The organism is Haemophilus aegyptius (assembly GCF_900475885.1).
Classification (GTDB): Bacteria; Pseudomonadota; Gammaproteobacteria; order Enterobacterales; family Pasteurellaceae; genus Haemophilus; species Haemophilus influenzae.
The window spans coordinates 1,820,990-1,840,841 of record NZ_LS483429.1; the positions used below are offsets into that span (position 1 = coordinate 1,820,990).

At 41.7% G+C, this 19,852-nt stretch carries 12 protein-coding genes, 1 tRNA gene, 3 rRNA genes and 2 pseudogenes; 1 reads left to right on the forward strand and 17 read right to left on the reverse strand.

The window, feature by feature from the left end; all coding sequences use genetic code 11:
* Positions 1–65: 65 nt before the first annotated feature.
* The 7 genes and pseudogenes from DQN49_RS09340 to DQN49_RS09370 form a co-directional block, all read right to left on the reverse strand.
* Positions 66–1,259 carry an NRAMP family divalent metal transporter gene (locus tag DQN49_RS09340; RefSeq protein ID WP_006995768.1) on the reverse strand — a complete coding sequence of 398 codons (1,194 nt, stop codon included), beginning with the start codon at positions 1,257–1,259 and terminating at the stop codon, positions 66–68.
* 43 nt (positions 1,260–1,302) lie between these two features.
* Positions 1,303–2,040, reverse strand: a complete 738-nt coding sequence (gene pxpA, locus DQN49_RS09345) for a 5-oxoprolinase subunit PxpA (RefSeq protein ID WP_006995767.1) — start codon at positions 2,038–2,040, stop codon at positions 1,303–1,305.
* Complete coding sequence (locus tag DQN49_RS09350; protein ID WP_006995766.1) at positions 2,027–2,956, reverse strand: 5-oxoprolinase subunit C family protein; 930 nt, start codon at positions 2,954–2,956, stop codon at positions 2,027–2,029. Before DQN49_RS09350 ends, pxpA begins: the two co-directional genes overlap by 14 nt.
* Positions 2,953–3,594, reverse strand: coding sequence for a 5-oxoprolinase subunit PxpB (gene pxpB / locus DQN49_RS09355; protein WP_006995765.1), 642 nt, complete (start codon positions 3,592–3,594; stop codon positions 2,953–2,955). Before pxpB ends, DQN49_RS09350 begins: the two co-directional genes overlap by 4 nt.
* Positions 3,595–3,826: 232 nt before the next feature.
* A pseudogene (locus tag DQN49_RS10685) lies at positions 3,827–4,174 on the reverse strand (YadA family autotransporter adhesin); the annotation flags it as partial.
* A gap of 420 nt (positions 4,175–4,594) precedes the next feature.
* A complete protein-coding gene (gene rnb / locus DQN49_RS09365) occupies positions 4,595–6,574 on the reverse strand; it encodes an exoribonuclease II (RefSeq protein WP_006995763.1) in 1,980 nt (659 codons plus the stop codon).
* Between the two features lie 81 nt (positions 6,575–6,655).
* Positions 6,656–7,444 carry an SDR family oxidoreductase gene (locus tag DQN49_RS09370; protein WP_006995762.1) on the reverse strand — a complete coding sequence of 263 codons (789 nt, stop codon included), beginning with the start codon at positions 7,442–7,444 and terminating at the stop codon, positions 6,656–6,658.
* 178 nt (positions 7,445–7,622) lie between these two features.
* Between DQN49_RS09370 and prfC the strand changes: the two genes are divergently transcribed.
* Positions 7,623–9,206 carry a peptide chain release factor 3 gene (gene prfC, locus DQN49_RS09375; protein WP_006995761.1) on the forward strand — a complete coding sequence of 528 codons (1,584 nt, stop codon included), beginning with the start codon at positions 7,623–7,625 and terminating at the stop codon, positions 9,204–9,206.
* Positions 9,207–9,244: 38 nt separating this feature from the next.
* Here prfC and DQN49_RS09380 read toward each other — a convergent pair whose 3' ends face one another.
* The 10 genes and pseudogenes from DQN49_RS09380 to murI all read right to left on the reverse strand — a co-directional run bounded on the left by DQN49_RS09380 (position 9,245) and on the right by murI (position 19,843).
* Positions 9,245–9,478 carry a YgjV family protein gene (locus tag DQN49_RS09380; protein ID WP_005649925.1) on the reverse strand — a complete coding sequence of 78 codons (234 nt, stop codon included), beginning with the start codon at positions 9,476–9,478 and terminating at the stop codon, positions 9,245–9,247.
* Between the two features lie 102 nt (positions 9,479–9,580).
* Positions 9,581–9,910, reverse strand: coding sequence for a branched-chain amino acid transporter permease (locus DQN49_RS09385; RefSeq protein WP_005658306.1), 330 nt, complete (start codon positions 9,908–9,910; stop codon positions 9,581–9,583).
* A pseudogene (gene azlC, locus DQN49_RS09390) lies at positions 9,907–10,640 on the reverse strand (azaleucine resistance protein AzlC). Before azlC ends, DQN49_RS09385 begins: the two are co-directional and overlap by 4 nt.
* A 9-nt stretch (positions 10,641–10,649) precedes the next feature.
* Positions 10,650–11,579 carry a LysR family transcriptional regulator gene (locus DQN49_RS09395; protein WP_013527544.1) on the reverse strand — a complete coding sequence of 310 codons (930 nt, stop codon included), beginning with the start codon at positions 11,577–11,579 and terminating at the stop codon, positions 10,650–10,652.
* A gap of 241 nt (positions 11,580–11,820) precedes the next feature.
* Positions 11,821–11,936: ribosomal RNA gene (gene rrf, locus DQN49_RS09400) — 5S ribosomal RNA — on the reverse strand.
* Between the two features lie 242 nt (positions 11,937–12,178).
* Positions 12,179–15,292 (reverse strand): 23S ribosomal RNA (locus DQN49_RS09405).
* Between the two features lie 272 nt (positions 15,293–15,564).
* A tRNA-Glu gene (locus tag DQN49_RS09410) sits at positions 15,565–15,640 on the reverse strand.
* A gap of 131 nt (positions 15,641–15,771) precedes the next feature.
* Positions 15,772–17,311, reverse strand: a 16S ribosomal RNA gene (locus DQN49_RS09415).
* The 16S, 23S and 5S rRNA genes sit together here with 1 tRNA gene alongside, the layout of an rRNA operon.
* 365 nt (positions 17,312–17,676) lie before the next feature.
* Positions 17,677–18,822, reverse strand: coding sequence for an FMN-dependent L-lactate dehydrogenase LldD (lldD, locus tag DQN49_RS09425; RefSeq protein ID WP_005649913.1), 1,146 nt, complete (start codon positions 18,820–18,822; stop codon positions 17,677–17,679).
* 211 nt (positions 18,823–19,033) lie between these two features.
* Complete coding sequence (gene murI, locus DQN49_RS09430; RefSeq protein WP_006995756.1) at positions 19,034–19,843, reverse strand: glutamate racemase; 810 nt, start codon at positions 19,841–19,843, stop codon at positions 19,034–19,036.
* Between the last annotated feature and the right edge of the window lie 9 nt (positions 19,844–19,852).

Consider the following 19,852-nt stretch of genomic DNA (forward strand, 5'->3'; position numbering starts at 1 on the left):
AAAATCTGCATTTCAATGACTGATATTTAACATCATGAAATGCAGATCCTTTCACAAAATATTAGTTAGCTAAAAAAACTAGAGATATAAGAAATAATCGTTTTTCCACTTAATATTGCCATAATAATCACAACAAACCAGCCTGAAAAAGCTAAAAAAACAGAGTGTTTATAAGTGCCAACAATATCACTTCTGTAAGCAGCTAACAAAATTAATGCCAATGCAATCGGCAATATTAAGCCATTTAATGTTCCCACAAAGACTAATACCGCAGCAGGCTTTCCTACAGTGACTAAAACAACAGTAGAAATCACAATAAAAGCAATAATCCAACAATTACGATTGCGTTCAATGGTTGGACAAAGGGTCGTTAAGAAAGAAACTGAAGTATAAGCCGCACCAATAACAGATGTGACAGACGCTGCCCAAATAACCACTCCAAATAACACTTGACCAAAATTGCCTGCTACATATTCAAAAGGTGTTTCAGCTGGATTTTTAGGATTAAGAGACACACCTTTTGACACCACACCAAGCACCGCAAGAAATAATACAACACGCATTGTTGAAGCAATTAAAATGGCTGAAACAGAACTACGGCTCACTTCAGCCATTGCTTTTTCGCCTTGAATGCCCGCATCTAATAAACGATGCGCGCCTGCAAAAGTAATATAACCGCCTACGGTTCCCCCCACTAATGTAACAATAGCAATAGGATCAATTTGTTCTGGAATAAAGGAATGATACGCTGCTTCAGCCACAGGTGGTTCAGTTTTAAACATTACATAAAATGTGAGCGCAACCATAATAAAACCCATTAATTGCGCAAAACGATCCATTAATACGCCTGCTTCTTTACGCAAAAAAATCAAAATAGCAATAATACCACTAATCACTGCGCCCATTTCTGGTGCTATACCAAAAATAGAATTTAAACCAAGCCCCGCGCCGCCAACATTACCAATATTAAAAGCCAGCCCGCCCATCACAATCAGCGCAGCAAGAAAATACCCTGCTTTCGGAAAAACCGCATTAGAAATATCTTGCGCGCGTTTGCCAGACACAATAACAATTCGCCAAATATTAAGTTGAGCCCCAATATCTAACAAAATTGATAATAAAATAACAAAGCCAAAACTTGCTAATAAAGTATTTGTAAAGGTTGCGGTTTGAGTTAAAAATCCAGGGCCTATGGCGGATGTCGCCATTAAGAAAGCTGCCCCTAAAACCGCATTTCGTCTGTGAGTAATTGATGCCATAAAGCACCTCCATTGTTAAGTTGATGTTATGTGTTTATTCGGCTTATGCCGTTATTTTGATATGATTTTTTTCTAATTCTTCCACAATGCGTTTAGCAAATTGTAAAGAATGTTGATTATCGCCGTGTAAGCAAATACTTTCTGCTTTTACAGGCACAAGGCTTCCATCAATGGCATTGACTTGCCCCTTTGTTACCATTTGTAACACTTGTTGAATGGCTTCCTTATCAGATTCCACCATTGCATTTGGTTGAGAACGAGTCACTAAACTCCCATCAGGCATATAATGTCGATCGGCAAAAACTTCAGAAATCGTTTGCAATTTTTCTTCCTCTGCGATGCGCAACATTAAACTGCCTGCTAACCCCATTAATTTCAAATTCGGATCAAATTGATAAACGGTTTGTGCAATTACACGCGCTATTTTTTCATCTTTTGCTGCTTGGTTATATAACGCACCGTGAGGTTTAACATAACTAATTACCGCCCCCTCGCCATCACAAATCGCTTTTAATGCCCCCAATTGATAACGCAAATGTGCGATTAATTCCTGTGAAGACAACGCCATTGCCGTACGACCAAAATTTTCGCGATCAGGAAAACTAGGATGCGCGCCAATACGCACCTTATTTTCTTTCGCAAATTTGACCGCACTTTGCATTTCCTTTGCGCCCCCAGCGTGTAAGCCACAGGCAATATTTGCAGAAGAAAGCAACTGCAATAAACTTTCATCAAAAGGAAAACCCTCTGCAATATCTGCATTTAAATCAATTTTTTTCATCAACAATTCTCCTAATTTGATCAAGGTATATTTCATTTTTACGGCGTAATTTAGCAGCCTCTTGTAAGCTAACCGCTTCAAATTTAATCGTTGAACCTAAACGCACCTGTGCCAAAACCCCAAGATCAGCATCAATCACATTAGCGATTCTAGGATAACCGCCTGTGGTTTGCGCATCAGCCATCAAAATAATAGGCTGACCACTTGGTGGAACTTGCACGCTACCAAACTGAATGGCGTGAGATAGCATCTCCAACGGCTGCTTTAATTCTAATGTCTGACCTTGAAAACGATAACCCATACGATCACTGTTACTTTGCAACGTCCATTCATTTCGCCACCAATAATATTGGGATTTTCGTTTAAACGCCTGATATTCAGAAGATGGCAAAGCACGAATAACATCTCGAAGCGGAATCGGCGCAACACCAATTTCGCTACGCAAAATATGATCATTTGCCGTTTGTAGTTGATCGCCCGCCTGCAAACAACGCCCCTCAATGCCCCCTATTTCCGCTCTCAAATCCGTGCTGCAAGAATTCAATGCTTGAGGCAAAACAAAACCACCTTGAACACATAAATAACCATACATTCCAATTTTTGCACGTGCCATTTTTAATATTTGACCTGCTCGCGCTTGATAACGCCAATAAGCAAAAATGGGCTTATCATCTAACATCATTTCATAAAAAGCACCAGTCACACAAAAATTCATATCTTGCTGAAATTGCAATGTAATACCGCCTAAAGGCACTTCAATGGCAGGAACATTCTCTGCATTGCCCAATAAAATATTGCCTGCGCGTAATGCTAATTTATCCATTGCCCCACAATGGCTAATGCCAAATCGACGTAAACCAAAACGCCCTAAATCTTGAATGGTCGCGCGGGATTTCACATCAAGAATATCAATCATAGTTCAATCCCCTCCACAATAAATTTCACAGTATCGCCAGCTTGTAATAAAGTTGGTTGTGCTTGATTTTTATCAAAAAGTGCTTGTTTAGTATAACCGATCAACTGCCACCCACCTGGCGAAGAAAAAGGATAAATCCCCGTTTGCGCCCCCCCAATACCAACAGAACCAGCAGGAACAACCGTTCTTGGCGTGGCACGACGCGGCGTGTGTAAATTTTCAGGTAAACCACCTAAATAAGGAAAGCCCGCTTGGAAGCCAATCATATACACAGTATAAATAGGCTCACTGTGCATCTGAATAATCCGCTCTGGTGTTGTCTGATGAAATTTCGCTACATCAGATAAATCCGGACCTCGCTCTCCCCCATAAATAACAGGAATTTCAATATGACGCCCTTGAAAATCCGATACTTTCAACTCAGCCCAAAGTTGTTCTAAACGTTGCACAAGTGGCTTAAAATCCACGAAAAAATCGGTAAAAACCGTAAGATTATTCATTCCCAAGACAACTTCTACAATATCTTGTTCTGATTGCAATTGACGAGCAAACGCCCATAATTGGCGTTGTTGTTGAATGGAAGCTGGGGGTGGCAAAGAGCAAACCACCGCCGATTCACTGATCGGAACGATATTCATAAGATACCCTTTATATGATGTTATGTGATTTGTTATTTTTTTGTTACAGCTCTCTTTTAGAGGATATTTATAGGTTTTGTCAAGTCTTTATTTTCATCTTTTTAATTCAACTTAAAAACATTACGCTTTAACCATCAAAAGGAAATTTAGCATAAATTCATTTGCTTGAAACAATAATACCTTCCATAAAAAAAGCGGCAAATGCCGCTTTTTAAGAGAGATAATCCAAACTTTACCACTGGTAACCAACACCAGCTGCAACGCCTGTTTTACCTTGACTATTGGTTGTGCCTGACAAGCGAATAATCACTTTGCCATTATCGGAAATTCGTGATACCCCGATAGCTAAACCATTTTGACCTTGATAACTACTTCCCGCAATAGAAACCATTGATTTACCTGGCATAGAGGCTTGTGGTAACTGTGAAGCTGCTAATGCACTTGCTGTACCGGCATCTGCACGTTTGCCCACTTTATTCACTTGTCCAGCAAGATTTGTTACCCCTTTTGCCACGGCATACAACTGGCTGCCGTTAATCGCATCTATGGAAGTGGCGGAAATTTCGCCTGCCGCGACGTTTTTAACTGCTTTATTACCCGCGCTAATGCCGTCTGAAGCCACTTTAATCTTGTCGGCATCAGTCGCCGCCGCACCATTCGCACCGTTTGCCGGCGTAATGGTCAAACCGTCTTTGGTAATCTTCGTGCTTGCACCGTTTGCACCATTCGCCGTATCTTTAAACTCCACGCTCTTCACGCCCGTCAATTCATCTTTGACATCCACACGGACTGTTGTTTTTTTGTTATCATCAGTCGTAACGCTCACATTTGCGTTTGCACCGCTGACAAATTCAACAGTGTCATAAGTTGAAACAAAATCAACATTATTTAATAACATTAATAGTGTTTAGGTGTTTTTGTTGAAAAGTGCGGTAAAAATTAAAAGAAAAACCTGCTTTCTGGCATTGAAAGCAGGTTTTAGGCAAAAGGGAACGGCAATTTATTGAAGTATTTCGCCCACAATACTGCGAGTTGCTTCTTTCACTTCTGTGAGTTTCACTTTCACAATGTCGCCTATTTTGTAAGTGCGTTCGCCTTTTATATAGAGGGCGAGTTCGTCAGGGTTTAGCTGTATTTCTTCTTTGTTGTTGTGCAACGTGGCGGCAGGAATAAATAGCGATGCACTATTTTCGAGCAGTTGTACGCGTAAGCCTGCACGCATTACATCTTGCACTTCTGCATTAAATTCCACATTTTCAGCCACTTTCGGCGCAAGATAACGGCAATATAGCCAATCGGCAATATCACGTTCCACTAGGCGATTTTGGCGGCGAGCCTCTTGCAAACGTGCCAACACGTCATTTTGTGGTTTTTCATAAGGCTGTTTTGCCAGCACGGCTTTGATTAAGCGATGATTAACCATATCTGAATATTTGCGGATGGGCGATGTCCAAGTGGCATAGCCTTCTAAACCAAGACCAAAGTGCGGTGCTAATTCTGATTTAAATTCGGTGAAAGTTAAATAACGGCGTAAACGCAGTTCTAAATAATCGCTTTCGAGGGGGTCTATGTCGTTGCGCATTTGGCAATAGCCGTTTAAGGTTGCTAAGTTTTCTACTGAATAACGTTCTGCCAGTTCAGTTTGATTTTGTTCATTGGCTAAATTTGCCATTAAGAAATGGTGCGCATTTTCTAAGTATTTTTTATCAAAACCGCTGTGGGTGTTGAAAATGCCTGTTTTTGCCTGTTCGTGTAAAAATTGGGCGGCGCAGATGTTGGCAATAATCATTGCTTCTTCCACAATTTGATTGGCAATGCGGCGATATTCTGCTTTGATTTCTTGCACTTTGCCGTTTTCTGCCAGCACAAAGGCATAATCGGGTTTTTCTTTAAAGAGTAAGGAATGGGTTTTGCGCCATTGAATGCGGGCTTTGGTAAATTGATGTAGCCAGTGAATTTGTTGTGCTGTTTCTGGCGTTTCTGGCTGCCATGCATTGTCTGCCTGTTCTAAATAATCCGACACTTTGTTGTAAGCCAATTTGGCTTTAGATTGAACATAAGCGGAAACAAAATGCGGTTTGGCTGTGATGTTGCCTGCAAGATCGGTTTCGATATAACAGACAAGCGCAGGGCGGGTTTCATTGGCGATTAAGGAACATAATTCATCAGATAATTCACGAGGTAACATTGGAATGTTAAAGCCCGGTAAATAATTTGTGAAGCAACGCTGTTTGGCTTCTTGTTCAATTTGAGAATCTAAGGCGATGTAAGCGGTTGGGTCAGCAATAGCGACCACTAATTTCCAGCCTGTTTGTGTGCTGTTTTGTGCTATGGGTTCGATATATAAGGCATCGTCCATATCCATTGTGCTTTCGGAATCAATGGTTACAAAATGAAGTGCGGTCAGATTTTCGCGTGTTTTTTGATCTAACATTTCATAAGGTTCTGTGCCTTGCACGGGATAGCGCGATTGTTCGTGGCGTGCCAATGTGACCCACCAAGGGGCTAATTCATCATCAGCTTGGCAAATAAATTGATTAATTGTGGCGTAGAAAAAGCGATCGTCACGTAATGGATGGGTTTTTAAATTTGCGACGACCCAGTCGCCCTCTTGCAGTTCTTCTTTAACAGATTTCGCCTGTTGTGCACCAATGGGCTGATTAATGTTTGGGTGATCCACCAAAACTTGTAATTTCTTGTCTTTATTGAACCGCACTTTTGCGATAAAACGTGTGAGCATTGGCTCAATTAAGGATTCTGGCTCGGCTTGTTCTTTGTCGCCCTGTTTTTCAATAGTGGCTTTGATTTTGTCGCCGTGCATCACTTTTTTCATTGATGGCGGTGCGATGAAATAGGTTTTCTTATCGCACTCTAAAAAACCGTAGACCTTATCTGTGCTTTTTACCACGCCCTCAACCTGTTCTTTGCTGTCGTGGATTTGTTGTTTAAGTTGTGCGAGTAGAGGATTATCTTGAAACATAGTTATTTTGAAACATCGTTATATTTTAAAAAAGCGAAAAGGCAGACTGAAAAGCCTGCCTAAAAAAGAATGTAAGAAAACTTATTCTTCGCCTAATTCGCCCATTGCAGTGATGCTGAAACCTGCATCAACGTGAACGATTTCGCCAGTAATACCCGATGCTAAATCAGAGCATAGGAATGCCGCTGAGTTACCCACATCTTCGATAGTGACAGTGCGACGTAATGCGGCGGTTTTTTCAAAGGTGGAAAGCATTTTCTTGAAGTTTTTAATGCCTGATGCGGCTAAAGTGCGGATTGGGCCTGCAGAGATTGCATTCACACGAATACCTTCTTTACCTAAATTTGCTGCCATTACGCGCGTTGCAGCTTCAAGAGAGGCTTTTGCTAGGCACATTACGTTGTAGTTAGGAATTGCACGTTCTGCACCTAAATAAGAAAGCGTTAATAACGCTGCATTTGGATTTAAGTAAGGGCGTGCCGCTTGTGCCATTGCAACAAAGCTGTATGCGCTAATATCGTGAGCGATACGATAGCCCTCACGAGTTGCCGCGTTTACGTAATCGCCGTCTAATTGATCACCTGGTGCAAATGCGATTGCGTGAATAAAACCATCAAATTTATCCCAACGCTTACTTAATTCTGCAAAGCAGTTTTGGATGCTTTCATCGGTTGCCACATCTAAAGGAAGCACGATATCAGAACCAAATTCTTTGGCAAATTCTTCTACGCGCGGTTGTAATTTATCGTTTAAATAAGTGAAAGCAAGTTCTGCGCCTTGTTCTTTCATTGACTTTGCGATCCCGTAAGCGATGGAACGATTGCTTGCAAGACCTGTGACTAAAATGCGTTTACCTGTTAAGAAACCCATAATTTTTCCTATGTTGTTAGCGTAAAAAACTTGCGTAGTATAAGCGAAAATTTGTCTTTATACAAAGCCGACCAATTTTTCTAAGAAAACCAACCGCACTTTATTTACAAATTCGTTTGAGCAAAAACCTAAAATCAGGGAAAATAGCCCACATTTTTAATTGAACGAAGAAGAAACAATGAGTTATCCATTAGAAGAAGTTAATAAACGTCGCACTTTTGCGATTATTTCCCACCCTGATGCGGGTAAAACAACGATTACTGAAAAAGTACTTTTATACGGCAATGCAATTCAAACTGCAGGTTCTGTAAAAGGCAAAGGTTCGGCGGCTCACGCGAAATCTGACTGGATGGAAATGGAAAAACAACGTGGGATTTCGATTACCACTTCTGTGATGCAATTTCCTTATAATGATTGTTTAGTGAATTTGCTCGATACCCCCGGACACGAAGATTTCTCTGAAGATACTTACCGCACTTTAACCGCTGTGGATAGCTGTTTGATGGTTATTGACTCTGCCAAAGGGGTGGAGGAACGTACGATTAAGTTGATGGAAGTCACACGTTTACGTGATACGCCCATTATTACGTTTATGAATAAACTCGACCGTGATATTCGTGATCCGATGGAATTGTTGGACGAGGTGGAAAATGTGTTGAAAATTCGTTGTGCGCCAATTACTTGGCCAATTGGCTGTGGGAAGTTGTTTAAGGGCGTTTATCATCTTGCAAAAGATGAAACCTATTTATATCAATCAGGGCAGGGTTCAACCATTCAGGCAGTGCGTGTTGTTAAAGGCTTGAATAATCCTGAATTAGATGTTGCTGTTGGCGATGATTTAGCACAACAGCTTCGTGATGAATTGGAATTGGTGCAAGGCGCAAGTAATGAATTTGAGCAAGATGCCTTTATTAAGGGCGAGCTTACCCCTGTATTTTTCGGGACAGCATTAGGTAATTTTGGGGTGGATCATTTTCTTGATGGCTTAACACAATGGGCGCCGAAACCGCAATCTCGTCAAGCGGATACAAGAACGGTGGAAAGTGCGGAAGAAAAATTCAGTGGTTTTGTGTTTAAAATTCAAGCCAATATGGATCCGAAACACCGTGACAGAGTGGCGTTTATGCGTGTGGTTTCGGGCAAATATGAAAAAGGGATGAAACTTAAACACGTCCGTATTGGAAAAGATGTGGTTATTTCTGATGCGCTGACTTTTATGGCTGGCGACCGTGCTCACGCCGAAGAAGCTTACGCTGGTGATATTATTGGTTTACATAATCACGGTACGATTCAAATTGGCGATACGTTCACGCAAGGCGAAACGCTGAAATTTACAGGCATTCCAAATTTTGCGCCAGAGTTGTTCCGTCGTATTCGTTTGAAAGATCCGCTTAAACAAAAACAACTGTTGAAAGGCTTGGTGCAACTTTCTGAAGAGGGTGCAGTGCAAGTGTTTCGTCCATTATTAAACAACGATTTAATTGTGGGGGCTGTGGGTGTGTTACAGTTTGATGTGGTGGTTTCGCGTTTAAAAACTGAATATAACGTGGAAGCGATTTATGAAAATGTGAACGTTGCCACGGCTCGTTGGGTGGAATGTGTCGATGAGAAAAAATTTGAAGAATTTAAACGTAAAAACGAGCAAAATTTAGCCTTAGATGGCGGCGATAATTTAACCTATATTGCACCAACAATGGTAAATCTAAATTTAGCTCAAGAACGTTATCCTGATGTCGTTTTTTACAAAACTCGCGAACATTAAAATGACAAAGTGCGGTAAAATTCTACCGCACTTTTCCTTTATTTAGAGAGATTTTCTTGTTTTAATCGCCAAAGTTGATAAATATTTACCACAACTAAAAAGGCATTTAATAATGCAACGGGATATGCTGTGATAATTACGCTGTAAATAACAAATAAAATCGCGCCGATACTATTTACAATGCGTAAATGCACAATAGATTTAAATAAGAAAGATGCAGCAACAAAAAAAGTCGCCATATAACCTAAAAACTCAATAAAATTAAAGTCCATTATTTTGTTCTCTTTGATTAAAAATAAAAACGGTGGGTATGATAAAAGATTTTTAACGCAAGGAAAAGATAAGAAAAAGAAGCAACCGTTTGCAAGGGAAAATTATATAAAAATAAGTTGAACGAGAGCCATGTAGAAAAGTGTGCCTACGGCAATAGATAGAAACATATTTTTCTTCCAGAAATGTAAGCCAAGCACGACTATCCCTGCAAGCAAATCAGGAATGCCGTGATAGCCAGTTAAAATCTCAATATTTTTATAGCAATAAACGACAAGCATTCCAAACATTGCAGGGGGTAAAACTTTTCCAAGATAACGGATATATTGTGGAATGGGGCGATTAACAGGAAATACAAAAAATGGTAATAAACGTGTAAATTGTACCGCCACTATACAAATTCCGATGGTAATGATTTGTTCTATTAATGTCATTTTAAAGATTCCAATTTTGTTTCTAATTTAGTTATGCGCATAGTTAGAATTAACCAAATGCCAATTAATGTTGGAATTAAAAAATATTCTTTTCCTATAATAAGTAAAAAAACTAATGCGATGCCTAAACCTAAGAGAGAGCTTTCGTGGGATTTTTCTTTTAACCAATTTTCTGCAAAAATAACTAAGAATAGTGCTGTCATTGAAAATTCCACACCTTTTAAATTAAAAGGTAAAACAGTACCAAATAAATTCCCCATTGCTGCGCCAAGTACCCAATAAATATGCAAATATAAGCTCACAAAAAACATATACCAGCCTTTATCTAAGTGCGGTGGGATTTTTGCCATATAATTTAGGGAAAAAGATTCATCTACAAGTGTTGTGATTAAATACCAGCGTTTTTTCCTATATGTATGCCATATTTTTCTAGCATTGATATGCCATAAAAAATTTGGCGGGCACTAATCATTAAGGTAATTAATAATACGCTGATTGGAGAGAAAGGTGCAATAAGTGCGCCTGCTGCAATAAATTCAACAGAACCCGCATAAATAAGTAAAGCCATCAAAGTAGGATATAAAAATCCGAAACCAAGTGCTTTCATATAAATACCGTATGCTATGCCAAGAAATAAAAATCCTGCAATCATTGGTACGCTATAGGGAAAAGCAGCTTTAGCCGCTTCAGTAATTGGGTTAAAGTGTTGATTTTGTTGAGATAAATTCATTAATTATGTCTATAAATTTAAAACAGAAAGTCCAGGTAAAGTTGAGAAACTTTGAGATTTGACTGTTTGATAAAAATCTTCTAAATAAGAAAGAGATTCATCTTCTTTGCGAATCGCGGCATATAAGTTGCTGTATAAGCCACCTTTTGTGATTTTTCTTGCCACAACATAACCTTTTTCCAAATAAGGCAAGGCAGCCCAATAAGGCACTGTGGCAATGCCGCGTTTGCTCGCAACAAGTTGAATCATTGCAATAGTAAGTTCTGTTGTACGGCGAGTAGGATTAATGCCTTTTGATTTAAGCACTTTACGCCATAGATCTAACATATCGTCAGGTACGGGGTAAGTTACCCAAGTTTCATCAATAAAATCTTCCGCTTCCCAAATATCTTTTTCTGCTAAAGAATGATTTTTTGAGCAAATCCCAACCATTTCATAAGAAAAGAGCGGTTTAAAAATGACATCATCATTATACTCTATTTCTGATACTATCGCCCAATCTGCTCGATGGGAAAGTAATAAACCAACGGGATCAGTATGAAAGCCAGATACAATATCCAGTTCTACTAGCCCCCAATGCTGACGGAATTCATCCATCGCTGGCATTAACCAATCAAAACAAGTATGGCATTCCACCGCTATACGTAACTGTCCTGCATCGCCGTGTTTTACCCGTACAAGATCACGTTCAGCATCAATCACTTTCGGCATTACTTCATTCGCAAGACGAATTAAACGCTCACCAGCTGAAGTAAAACGAAGTGGATTACTTTTACGTTCAAATAAAGGCAAGCCAAATTGTTCTTCTATTAATTTAATTTGGTGAGAAAGTGCTGATTGGGTTAGATATACGCGCTTTGCAGCTAGAGAAACGCTGCCTGTCTCTTTTAAAGCCAATAAAGTTTTAAGATGTCTAAATTCTAGAAAGGTTGGTTTCATTAATAATATTCATATAAAATTAAGAATTAGGGAACCAGTATAATACATTAAAATTAGAAATATGCTAATTAATAAAATTAATTATTTAGATAATTATTTTAGTTAAAATACAAAACCCCAGTCCTTAAACTGGGGTTCTATATTTATTCTTTATCTAATTTGTTTAATTCTGTTTTTACTTAATTTTATCTATCTTAATTACCTTAATGGATAGATTTATATTTAGATTTTTTATTTGCTAACCTGGCGGTGCCCTACTCTCACATGGGGAAACCCCACACTACCATCGGCATTACAGCGTTTCACTTCTGAGTTCGGTATGGTCTCAGGTGGGTCCACCGCACTATCGCCGCCAGGATAATTCTTTGATAACTCGTCTTCTCTTTTATCTCTCGTCTCTTTTATCTCTCGTTACTCAGTCTTTACTCTACCTTTCACTCGTTCTTATTGGTCACAAGCTGAACTCAATTTCCTTTCTATTAAGTCTTCTATATTTACTTTTCTTTGTTTAGTCTTTTACTTCGGTTTCCGCTCTACTTTTATTTGCTTCGCTTTTCATCTCTTACTTCACTTAGCTCCCAAAAACACTTGAGCGTTGTATAGTTAAGCCTCTCGGGCAATTAGTATCTGTTAGCTCAATGTATCACTACACTTACACACCTGACCTATCTACGTCGTAGTCTACAACAACCCTTACTGACTTAAAGTCAGGGATGACTCATCTCTTGGCAAGTTTCGTGCTTAGATGCTTTCAGCACTTATCTCTTCCGCATTTAGCTACCCAGCAATGCCTCTGGCGAGACAACTGGAACACCAGTGATGCGTCCACTCCGGTCCTCTCGTACTAGGAGCAGCCCCAATCAATCATCCTACGCCCACGGCAGATAGGGACCGAACTGTCTCACGACGTTCTAAACCCAGCTCGCGTACCACTTTAAATGGCGAACAGCCATACCCTTGGGACCTACTTCAGCCCCAGGATGTGATGAGCCGACATCGAGGTGCCAAACACCGCCGTCGATATGAACTCTTGGGCGGTATCAGCCTGTTATCCCCGGAGTACCTTTTATCCGTTGAGCGATGGCCCTTCCATTCAGAACCACCGGATCACTATGACCTACTTTCGTACCTGCTCGACTTGTCTGTCTCGCAGTTAAGCTTGCTTATACCATTGCACTAACCTCACGATGTCCGACCGTGATTAGCAAACCTTCGTGCTCCTCCGTTACGCTTTGGGAGGAGACCGCCCCAGTCAAACTACCCACCAGACACTGTCCGAGACCACGTTCCGCAATCTTCGTTAGAACATCAAACGTTAAAGGGTGGTATTTCAAGGATGACTCCATAGAAACTGGCGTTCCTACTTCAAAGTCTCCCACCTATCCTACACATCAAAATTCAATGTTCAGTGTCAAGCTATAGTAAAGGTTCACGGGGTCTTTCCGTCTAGCCGCGGGTACACCGCATCTTCACGGCGATTTCAATTTCACTGAGTCTCGGGTGGAGACAGCCTGGCCATCATTATGCCATTCGTGCAGGTCGGAACTTACCCGACAAGGAATTTCGCTACCTTAGGACCGTTATAGTTACGGCCGCCGTTTACTGGGGCTTCGATCAGGTGCTTCTCTTGCGATGACACCATCAATTAACCTTCCAGCACCGGGCAGGCATCACACCCTATACCTCCACTTTCGTGTTTGCAGAGTGCTGTGTTTTTAATAAACAGTTGCAGCCAGCTGGTCACTTCGACCGGTTCAACCTTCAGGGGCTAGCCCTTACAATCTACGCCGGCGCACCTTCTCCCGAAGTTACGGTGCTATTTTGCCTAGTTCCTTCACCCGAGTTCTCTCAAGCGCCTGAGTATTCTCTACCTGACCACCTGTGTCGGTTTTCAGTACGGTTTAGTAAAGCCTTTCGCTTAGTGGCTTTTCCTGGAAGTGTGGTATCAGTTACTTCAGCTCCGTAGAGCCTCGTCATCATCTCTCTGTGTTAAGGAAGTCCGGATTTGCCTAAACTTCCCACCTACCAACTTAAACGCACATATCCAACAGTGCGATAACCTAACCTACTCCGTCCCCACATCGCAGCTTTACCAAGTACAGGAATATTAACCTGTTTCCCATCGACTACGCTTTTCAGCCTCGCCTTAGGGGCCGACTTACCCTGCCCCGATTAACGTTGGACAGGAACCCTTGGTCTTCCGGCGAACGGGTTTTTCACCCGTTTTATCGTTACTTATGTCAGCATTCGCACTTGTGATACGTCCAGCCCATCTCTCGATGAACCTTCTTCCGCTTACACAACGCTCCCCTACCCAACAGGCGTATCACTAATCATCCTCACTCTAAGATACCCGACTCAACGTTCGGGTTGCTTGAACAACCTTTCATGTCGCTTTGCGCCATTCTAGGTTGTTAATCGTAAGGCGTATTAGTGATACGCCTGATGCCGCAGCTTCGGTGCTATATTTCAGCCCCGTTACATCTTCCGCGCAGACCGACTCGACTAGTGAGCTATTACGCTTTCTTTAAATGATGGCTGCTTCTAAGCCAACATCCTAGCTGTCTAAGCCTTCCCACTTCGTTTCCCACTTAATATAGACTTGGGGACCTTAGCTGGCGGTCTGGGTTGTTTCCCTCTCCACGACGGACGTTAGCACCCGCCGTGTGTCTCCTGAGTATCACTCTTTGGTATTCGTAGTTTGCATCGGGTTGGTAATCCGGGATGGACCCCTAGCCGAAACAGTGCTCTACCCCCAAAGGTGTCACCTCAAGGCTCTACCTAAATAGATTTCGGGGAGAACCAGCTATCTCCCGGTTTGATTGGCCTTTCACCCCCAGCCACAAGTCATCCGCTAATTTTTCAACATTAGTCGGTTCGGTCCTCCAGTTAGTGTTACCCAACCTTCAACCTGCCCATGGCTAGATCACCGGGTTTCGGGTCTATACCCTGCAACTCAACGCCCAGTTAAGACTCGGTTTCCCTTCGGCTCCCCTATTCGGTTAACCTCGCTACAAAATATAAGTCGCTGACCCATTATACAAAAGGTACGCAGTCACCCCATCACTTAATCCCACTGCTTCTTTTGGGTGGTTTGACTCGCTTCGCTCCTCTTACCATTGTTTAAGTGCGGTTGCTTTTCATCACCTTCCAATCGGATTAAGTGATGGGGCTCCCACTGCTTGTACGTACAAGGTTTCAGGTTCTATTTCACTCCCCTCACCGGGGTTCTTTTCGCCTTTCCTTCACAGTACTGGTTCACTATCGGTCAATCAGGAGTATTTAGCCTTGGAGGATGGTCCCCCCTTCTTCAAACAGGATATCACGTGTCCCGCCCTACTTCTCGTTAGCTTAGTACCACAATATGGTTTTTAGATACGGGATTATCACCCTCTTTGATTGTGCTTCCCAACACATTCTCCTAACTATATTGCTATCACTTACTGGCTCTTTCGCTTTCGCTCGCCGCTACTGACGAAATCTCGGTTGATTTCTTTTCCTCGGGGTACTTAGATGTTTCAGTTCTCCCGGTTTGCCTCAACAAGCTATGAATTCACTTGTTGATAGTAGATTCTTCATCTACTGGGTTTCCCCATTCGGATATCTTGGATTAAACGCCTCTTATCGACTCATCCAAGCTTTTCGCAGATTAGCACGTCCTTCTTCGCCTCTGATTGCCAAGGCATCCACCTTGTACGCTTAGTCACTTAACTATACAACCTCAAATGTTTTCAAAACTCAATATAAAATAGATACCGTGCTTTGACTGCACTTTCAGCCTCATTAATTCAACTAAACACTTGATTACTTTTGTTCAATCAAGATTTTTTTACAAAACAGGTTTGTTTTTAGAGTTTCCTTCTCAGTTCCCTCTTTTCACTTTCCTGTCTTGCCTACTCAGACTTTCTCTCGAAAATCTCTTGTTTTCAGCTTGTTTCCAATTTTTTAAAGAACAGTAAGACAATCTAATAAAGTTATCTTTAATTGGCGTCCCCACGGGGATTCGAACCCCGGTTACCGCCGTGAAAGGGCGATGTCCTAGGCCTCTAGACGATGGGGACATCAATTAAAGATACTCTATTTTCTTTTTATCTTTTAACGTTTATTTTTCAACGTTGCTTTCGCTTCGTTTTTAATCTTGTCTACAACTATCAGCCAATCTGTGTGAGCACTCGCTGTCTCTCGTCTTGGGTAAGGAGGTGATCCAACCGCAGGTTCCCCTACGGTTACCTTGTTACGACTTCACCCCAGTCATGAATCATACCGTGGTAAACGCCCTCCAAAAGGTTAAGCTATCTACTTCTGGTACAACCCACTCCCATGGTGTGACGGGCGGTGTGTACAAGGCCCGGGAACGTATTCACCGCGACATTCTGATTCGCGATTACTAGCGATTCCGACTTCATGGAGTCGAGTTGCAGACTCCAATCCGGACTTAGACGTACTTTATGAGATTCGCTCCACCTCGCAGCTTCGCTTCCCTCTGTATACGCCATTGTAGCACGTGTGTAGCCCTACTCGTAAGGGCCATGATGACTTGACGTCATCCCCACCTTCCTCCAGTTTATCACTGGCAGTCTCCTTTGAGTTCCCGACCAAGTCGCTGGCAACAAAGGATAAGGGTTGCGCTCGTTGCGGGACTTAACCCAACATTTCACAACACGAGCTGACGACAGCCATGCAGCACCTGTCTCTAAGTTCCCGAAGGCACAAGCTCATCTCTGAGCTCTTCTTAGGATGTCAAGAGTAGGTAAGGTTCTTCGCGTTGCATCGAATTAAACCACATGCTCCACCGCTTGTGCGGGCCCCCGTCAATTCATTTGAGTTTTAACCTTGCGGCCGTACTCCCCAGGCGGTCGATTTATCACGTTAGCTACGGGCGCCAGAGTTAAACCCCAACCCCCAAATCGACAGCGTTTACAGCGTGGACTACCAGGGTATCTAATCCTGTTTGCTCCCCACGCTTTCGCACATGAGCGTCAGTACATTCCCAAGGGGCTGCCTTCGCCTTCGGTATTCCTCCACATCTCTACGCATTTCACCGCTACACGTGGAATTCTACCCCTCCCTAAAGTACTCTAGTTACCCAGTCTGAAATGCAATTCCTAGGTTAAGCCCAGGGCTTTCACACCTCACTTAAATAACCGCCTGCGTGCCCTTTACGCCCAGTTATTCCGATTAACGCTCGCACCCTCCGTATTACCGCGGCTGCTGGCACGGAGTTAGCCGGTGCTTCTTCTGTATTTAACGTCAATTTGATGTGCTATTAACACATCAACCTTCCTCAATACCGAAAGAACTTTACAACCCGAAGGCCTTCTTCATTCACGCGGCATGGCTGCGTCAGGGTTCCCCCCATTGCGCAATATTCCCCACTGCTGCCTCCCGTAGGAGTCTGGACCGTGTCTCAGTTCCAGTGTGGCTGGTCATCCTCTCAGACCAGCTAGAGATCGCAGGCTTGGTAGACCTTTACCCCACCAACTACCTAATCCCACTTGGGCTCATCCTATGGCATGCGGCCTCTCAGTCCCGCACTTTCGTCTCTCGACACTACGCGGTATTAGCGACAGTTTCCCGTCGTTATCCCCCTCCATAAGCCAGATTCCCAAGCATTACTCACCCGTCCGCCACTCGTCAGCAAGAAAGCAAGCTTTCTCCTGCTACCGTTCGACTTGCATGTGTTAAGCCTGCCGCCAGCGTTCAATCTGAGCCATGATCAAACTCTTCAATTCAAGTTCAATCGCTCAATAAACTGCTTAGCTATAAATAAAACACTACTTAAAAAAGTAATGATGAATTTTCAGTTAAGCACCTATTAAGACTTCAAAATTAAAAATAGTTTTAAAACAAGTCAATCAACAAGTGCCCACACAGATTGTCTGATACATTGTTAAAGAGCAAAAAACAACGACGCACTTGGAAACTTAAATGCTTCACAACAGTGCGTCGTTGTGTGCGGTGCATTATAGGGATTTTCAAATCCCTTGCAAGTACTTTTTGCAAAAATTTTTGAAAAACTCGACCGTTTGTTGAAAATAAATACGTAAAATACATAATTCCGCCAACAAACGGTTGATTTGTGATCTCAATTTATAAATTAAAGTTTACTTAGATCAACCAAAGCCTCTGGTTTAATATCGGCAATAGTACGATTGCTGGTTAATGTCATCGCTACGCGCATCTCTTTTTTGAAAATGTCGAGCATATTTTCAACACCTTGACGACCTGCTGCCCCTAAAGCATAAACAAATGCTCGACCTAACATTGTTGCATCTGCCCCTAATGCCAACATACGGACTATGTCTAAACCATTGCGAATACCTGAATCAGCAATAATTTTAATATCCCCTTTCACTGCATCGGCAATCGGTGGCAACGCTCTTGCACTTGAAAGCACGCCATCTAACTGACGGCCACCGTGATTTGAAACGACAATTCCATCAGCACCGAAACGCACCGCATCTTTCGCATCTTCAGGGTCGAGAATGCCTTTAATGACCATTGGACCTTCCCAAAACTCACGGATCCACTCTAAATCTTTCCACGAAATTGATGGATCAAAGTTTTCTGTTAGCCAGCCAATATAGTCATCTAAACCTATTTGTCTACCCATATAAGTTGAAACATTACCCAAGGTGTGCGGTTTGCCTTTGATACCCACATCATACGCCCAGAATGGGTGCGTAAAGCCTTGCAATACACGACGAATTTCTTTGTAGGGACCGCTCATACCTGAGTGCATATCACGATAACGCGCACCTGGAGTAGGCATATCGACCGTAAACACTAAAGTAGAACAGCCTGCTGCTTTCGCACGCTCAAGCGCGTTTTTCATAAAACCACGATCTTTTAACACATAAAGCTGAAACCACATTGGACGCTTAATCGCAGGAGCGACTTCTTCAATTGGACAAATTGATACTGTTGAAAGGGTAAACGGCACACCTTTATTATCTGCCGCTTGTGCTGCTTGTACTTCTCCACGACGTGCATACATTCCGCACGCCCCAACTGGTGCAAGAATAGTTGGCATTGAAAGTTTTTCACCAAATAATTCTATACTAGTATCCAATTCAGACATATCTTTTAAGACACGTTGTCTTAAAGCAATATTTTCCAAATCACTCACATTACGCGCAAGTGTTTGCTCGGCATAAGAACCGCCATCGGCATAATGGAACATAAAGGGAGGAACACGGCGACGCGCCGCTTCACGATAATCGCTAGCTGATGAAATAATCATTTTTACCTCTTATTCAATAAAATAGTGAGAAACCTGAGAAGTATTATAACACTATTTTAACAAATTCAATAAAAATCATAATTATTTTGAGAACTAGATCACAATTTATTTTAAAAAAGTGACATATAGAAATGATATAAGTAGAAAAATCACCTATAAAATTAGGAAAAATTGTGAATTTATCAATATCACACAATTAATCTATTAACTTTTAATCTATTTTGATTACTTCCAAAGATTCAAATCCCCATAGATGTAAAGCTTTTTTAAATTGAGATTCTTCGGGAAAATGTGCGGTGCAAAACATTTGATTATATTTTTCATTTTGCGCTTGTAGATTTTTATCATCAAGTAAATATTTGATCCGTTTAGCAATTGCTGCGCTCGGATCCATAAAATATTTAACTTGTGGCAAGCATAACTGAATTTCATCTTTGATGAGAGGAAAGTGAGTACAACCTAAAACTAATGTATCCAAATCTGCCATGCCTGCCCACGAAGATAACTCATCTTTTAAACTAATGAGATCAACGGAATGACCACGAATTTTTTGCTCCGCAATTTCGACTAATTTTGTCGTTCCCAGTCTCTCAACAATACAATCTTGCGCAAATTTATCAATCAACTCATCGATATAATGACGTTTTACAGTCCCCTTTGTAGCTAATAAACCAATATGTTTTGTCTTTGTTATTTCTGATGCAGGTTTAATAGCGGGTACAGTCCCAATGATAGGAATATCAAAAGCAGCTCGCAAAGGCGGAAGCACAACAGTACTCGCTGTATTGCAAGCTATCACCATTGCATCTAATGGATAACGTTGATTAATAAGCTGACACGCCGCTAAAGTGCGGTGAATAATACTTTCTTCTTTGCGTTCTGAATAAGGGAAACCGGCATTATCAAAACAATAGAGATAACGCCAATTTGGTAATAGTTTTTTGGCTTCACGGTATACGCTAAACCCACCCACTCCAGAGTCAAAAAAAAGTACAGTTGGGCGTTTTTCTTTTTTATCCATTTAAAACTC

Excerpts from the sequence above, each read along its gene's own strand:
- lldD (WP_005649913.1), bottom strand. The coding sequence starts at position 18,822 with ATGATTATTTCATCAGCTAGCGATTATCGTGAAGCGGCGCGTCGCCGT.
- DQN49_RS09395 (WP_013527544.1), bottom strand. The coding sequence starts at position 11,579 with ATGAAACCAACCTTTCTAGAATTTAGACATCTTAAAACTTTATTGGCT.
- DQN49_RS09380 (WP_005649925.1), bottom strand. The coding sequence starts at position 9,478 with ATGGACTTTAATTTTATTGAGTTTTTAGGTTATATGGCGACTTTTTTT.
- murI (WP_006995756.1), bottom strand. The coding sequence starts at position 19,843 with ATGGATAAAAAAGAAAAACGCCCAACTGTACTTTTTTTTGACTCTGGA.
- DQN49_RS09370 (WP_006995762.1), bottom strand. The coding sequence starts at position 7,444 with ATGGGTTTCTTAACAGGTAAACGCATTTTAGTCACAGGTCTTGCAAGC.
- prfC (WP_006995761.1), top strand. The coding sequence starts at position 7,623 with ATGAGTTATCCATTAGAAGAAGTTAATAAACGTCGCACTTTTGCGATT.
- DQN49_RS09340 (WP_006995768.1), bottom strand. The coding sequence starts at position 1,259 with ATGGCATCAATTACTCACAGACGAAATGCGGTTTTAGGGGCAGCTTTC.
- DQN49_RS09385 (WP_005658306.1), bottom strand. The coding sequence starts at position 9,910 with ATGACATTAATAGAACAAATCATTACCATCGGAATTTGTATAGTGGCG.
- pxpA (WP_006995767.1), bottom strand. The coding sequence starts at position 2,040 with ATGAAAAAAATTGATTTAAATGCAGATATTGCAGAGGGTTTTCCTTTT.
- DQN49_RS09350 (WP_006995766.1), bottom strand. The coding sequence starts at position 2,956 with ATGATTGATATTCTTGATGTGAAATCCCGCGCGACCATTCAAGATTTA.
- rnb (WP_006995763.1), bottom strand. The coding sequence starts at position 6,574 with ATGTTTCAAGATAATCCTCTACTCGCACAACTTAAACAACAAATCCAC.
- pxpB (WP_006995765.1), bottom strand. The coding sequence starts at position 3,594 with ATGAATATCGTTCCGATCAGTGAATCGGCGGTGGTTTGCTCTTTGCCA.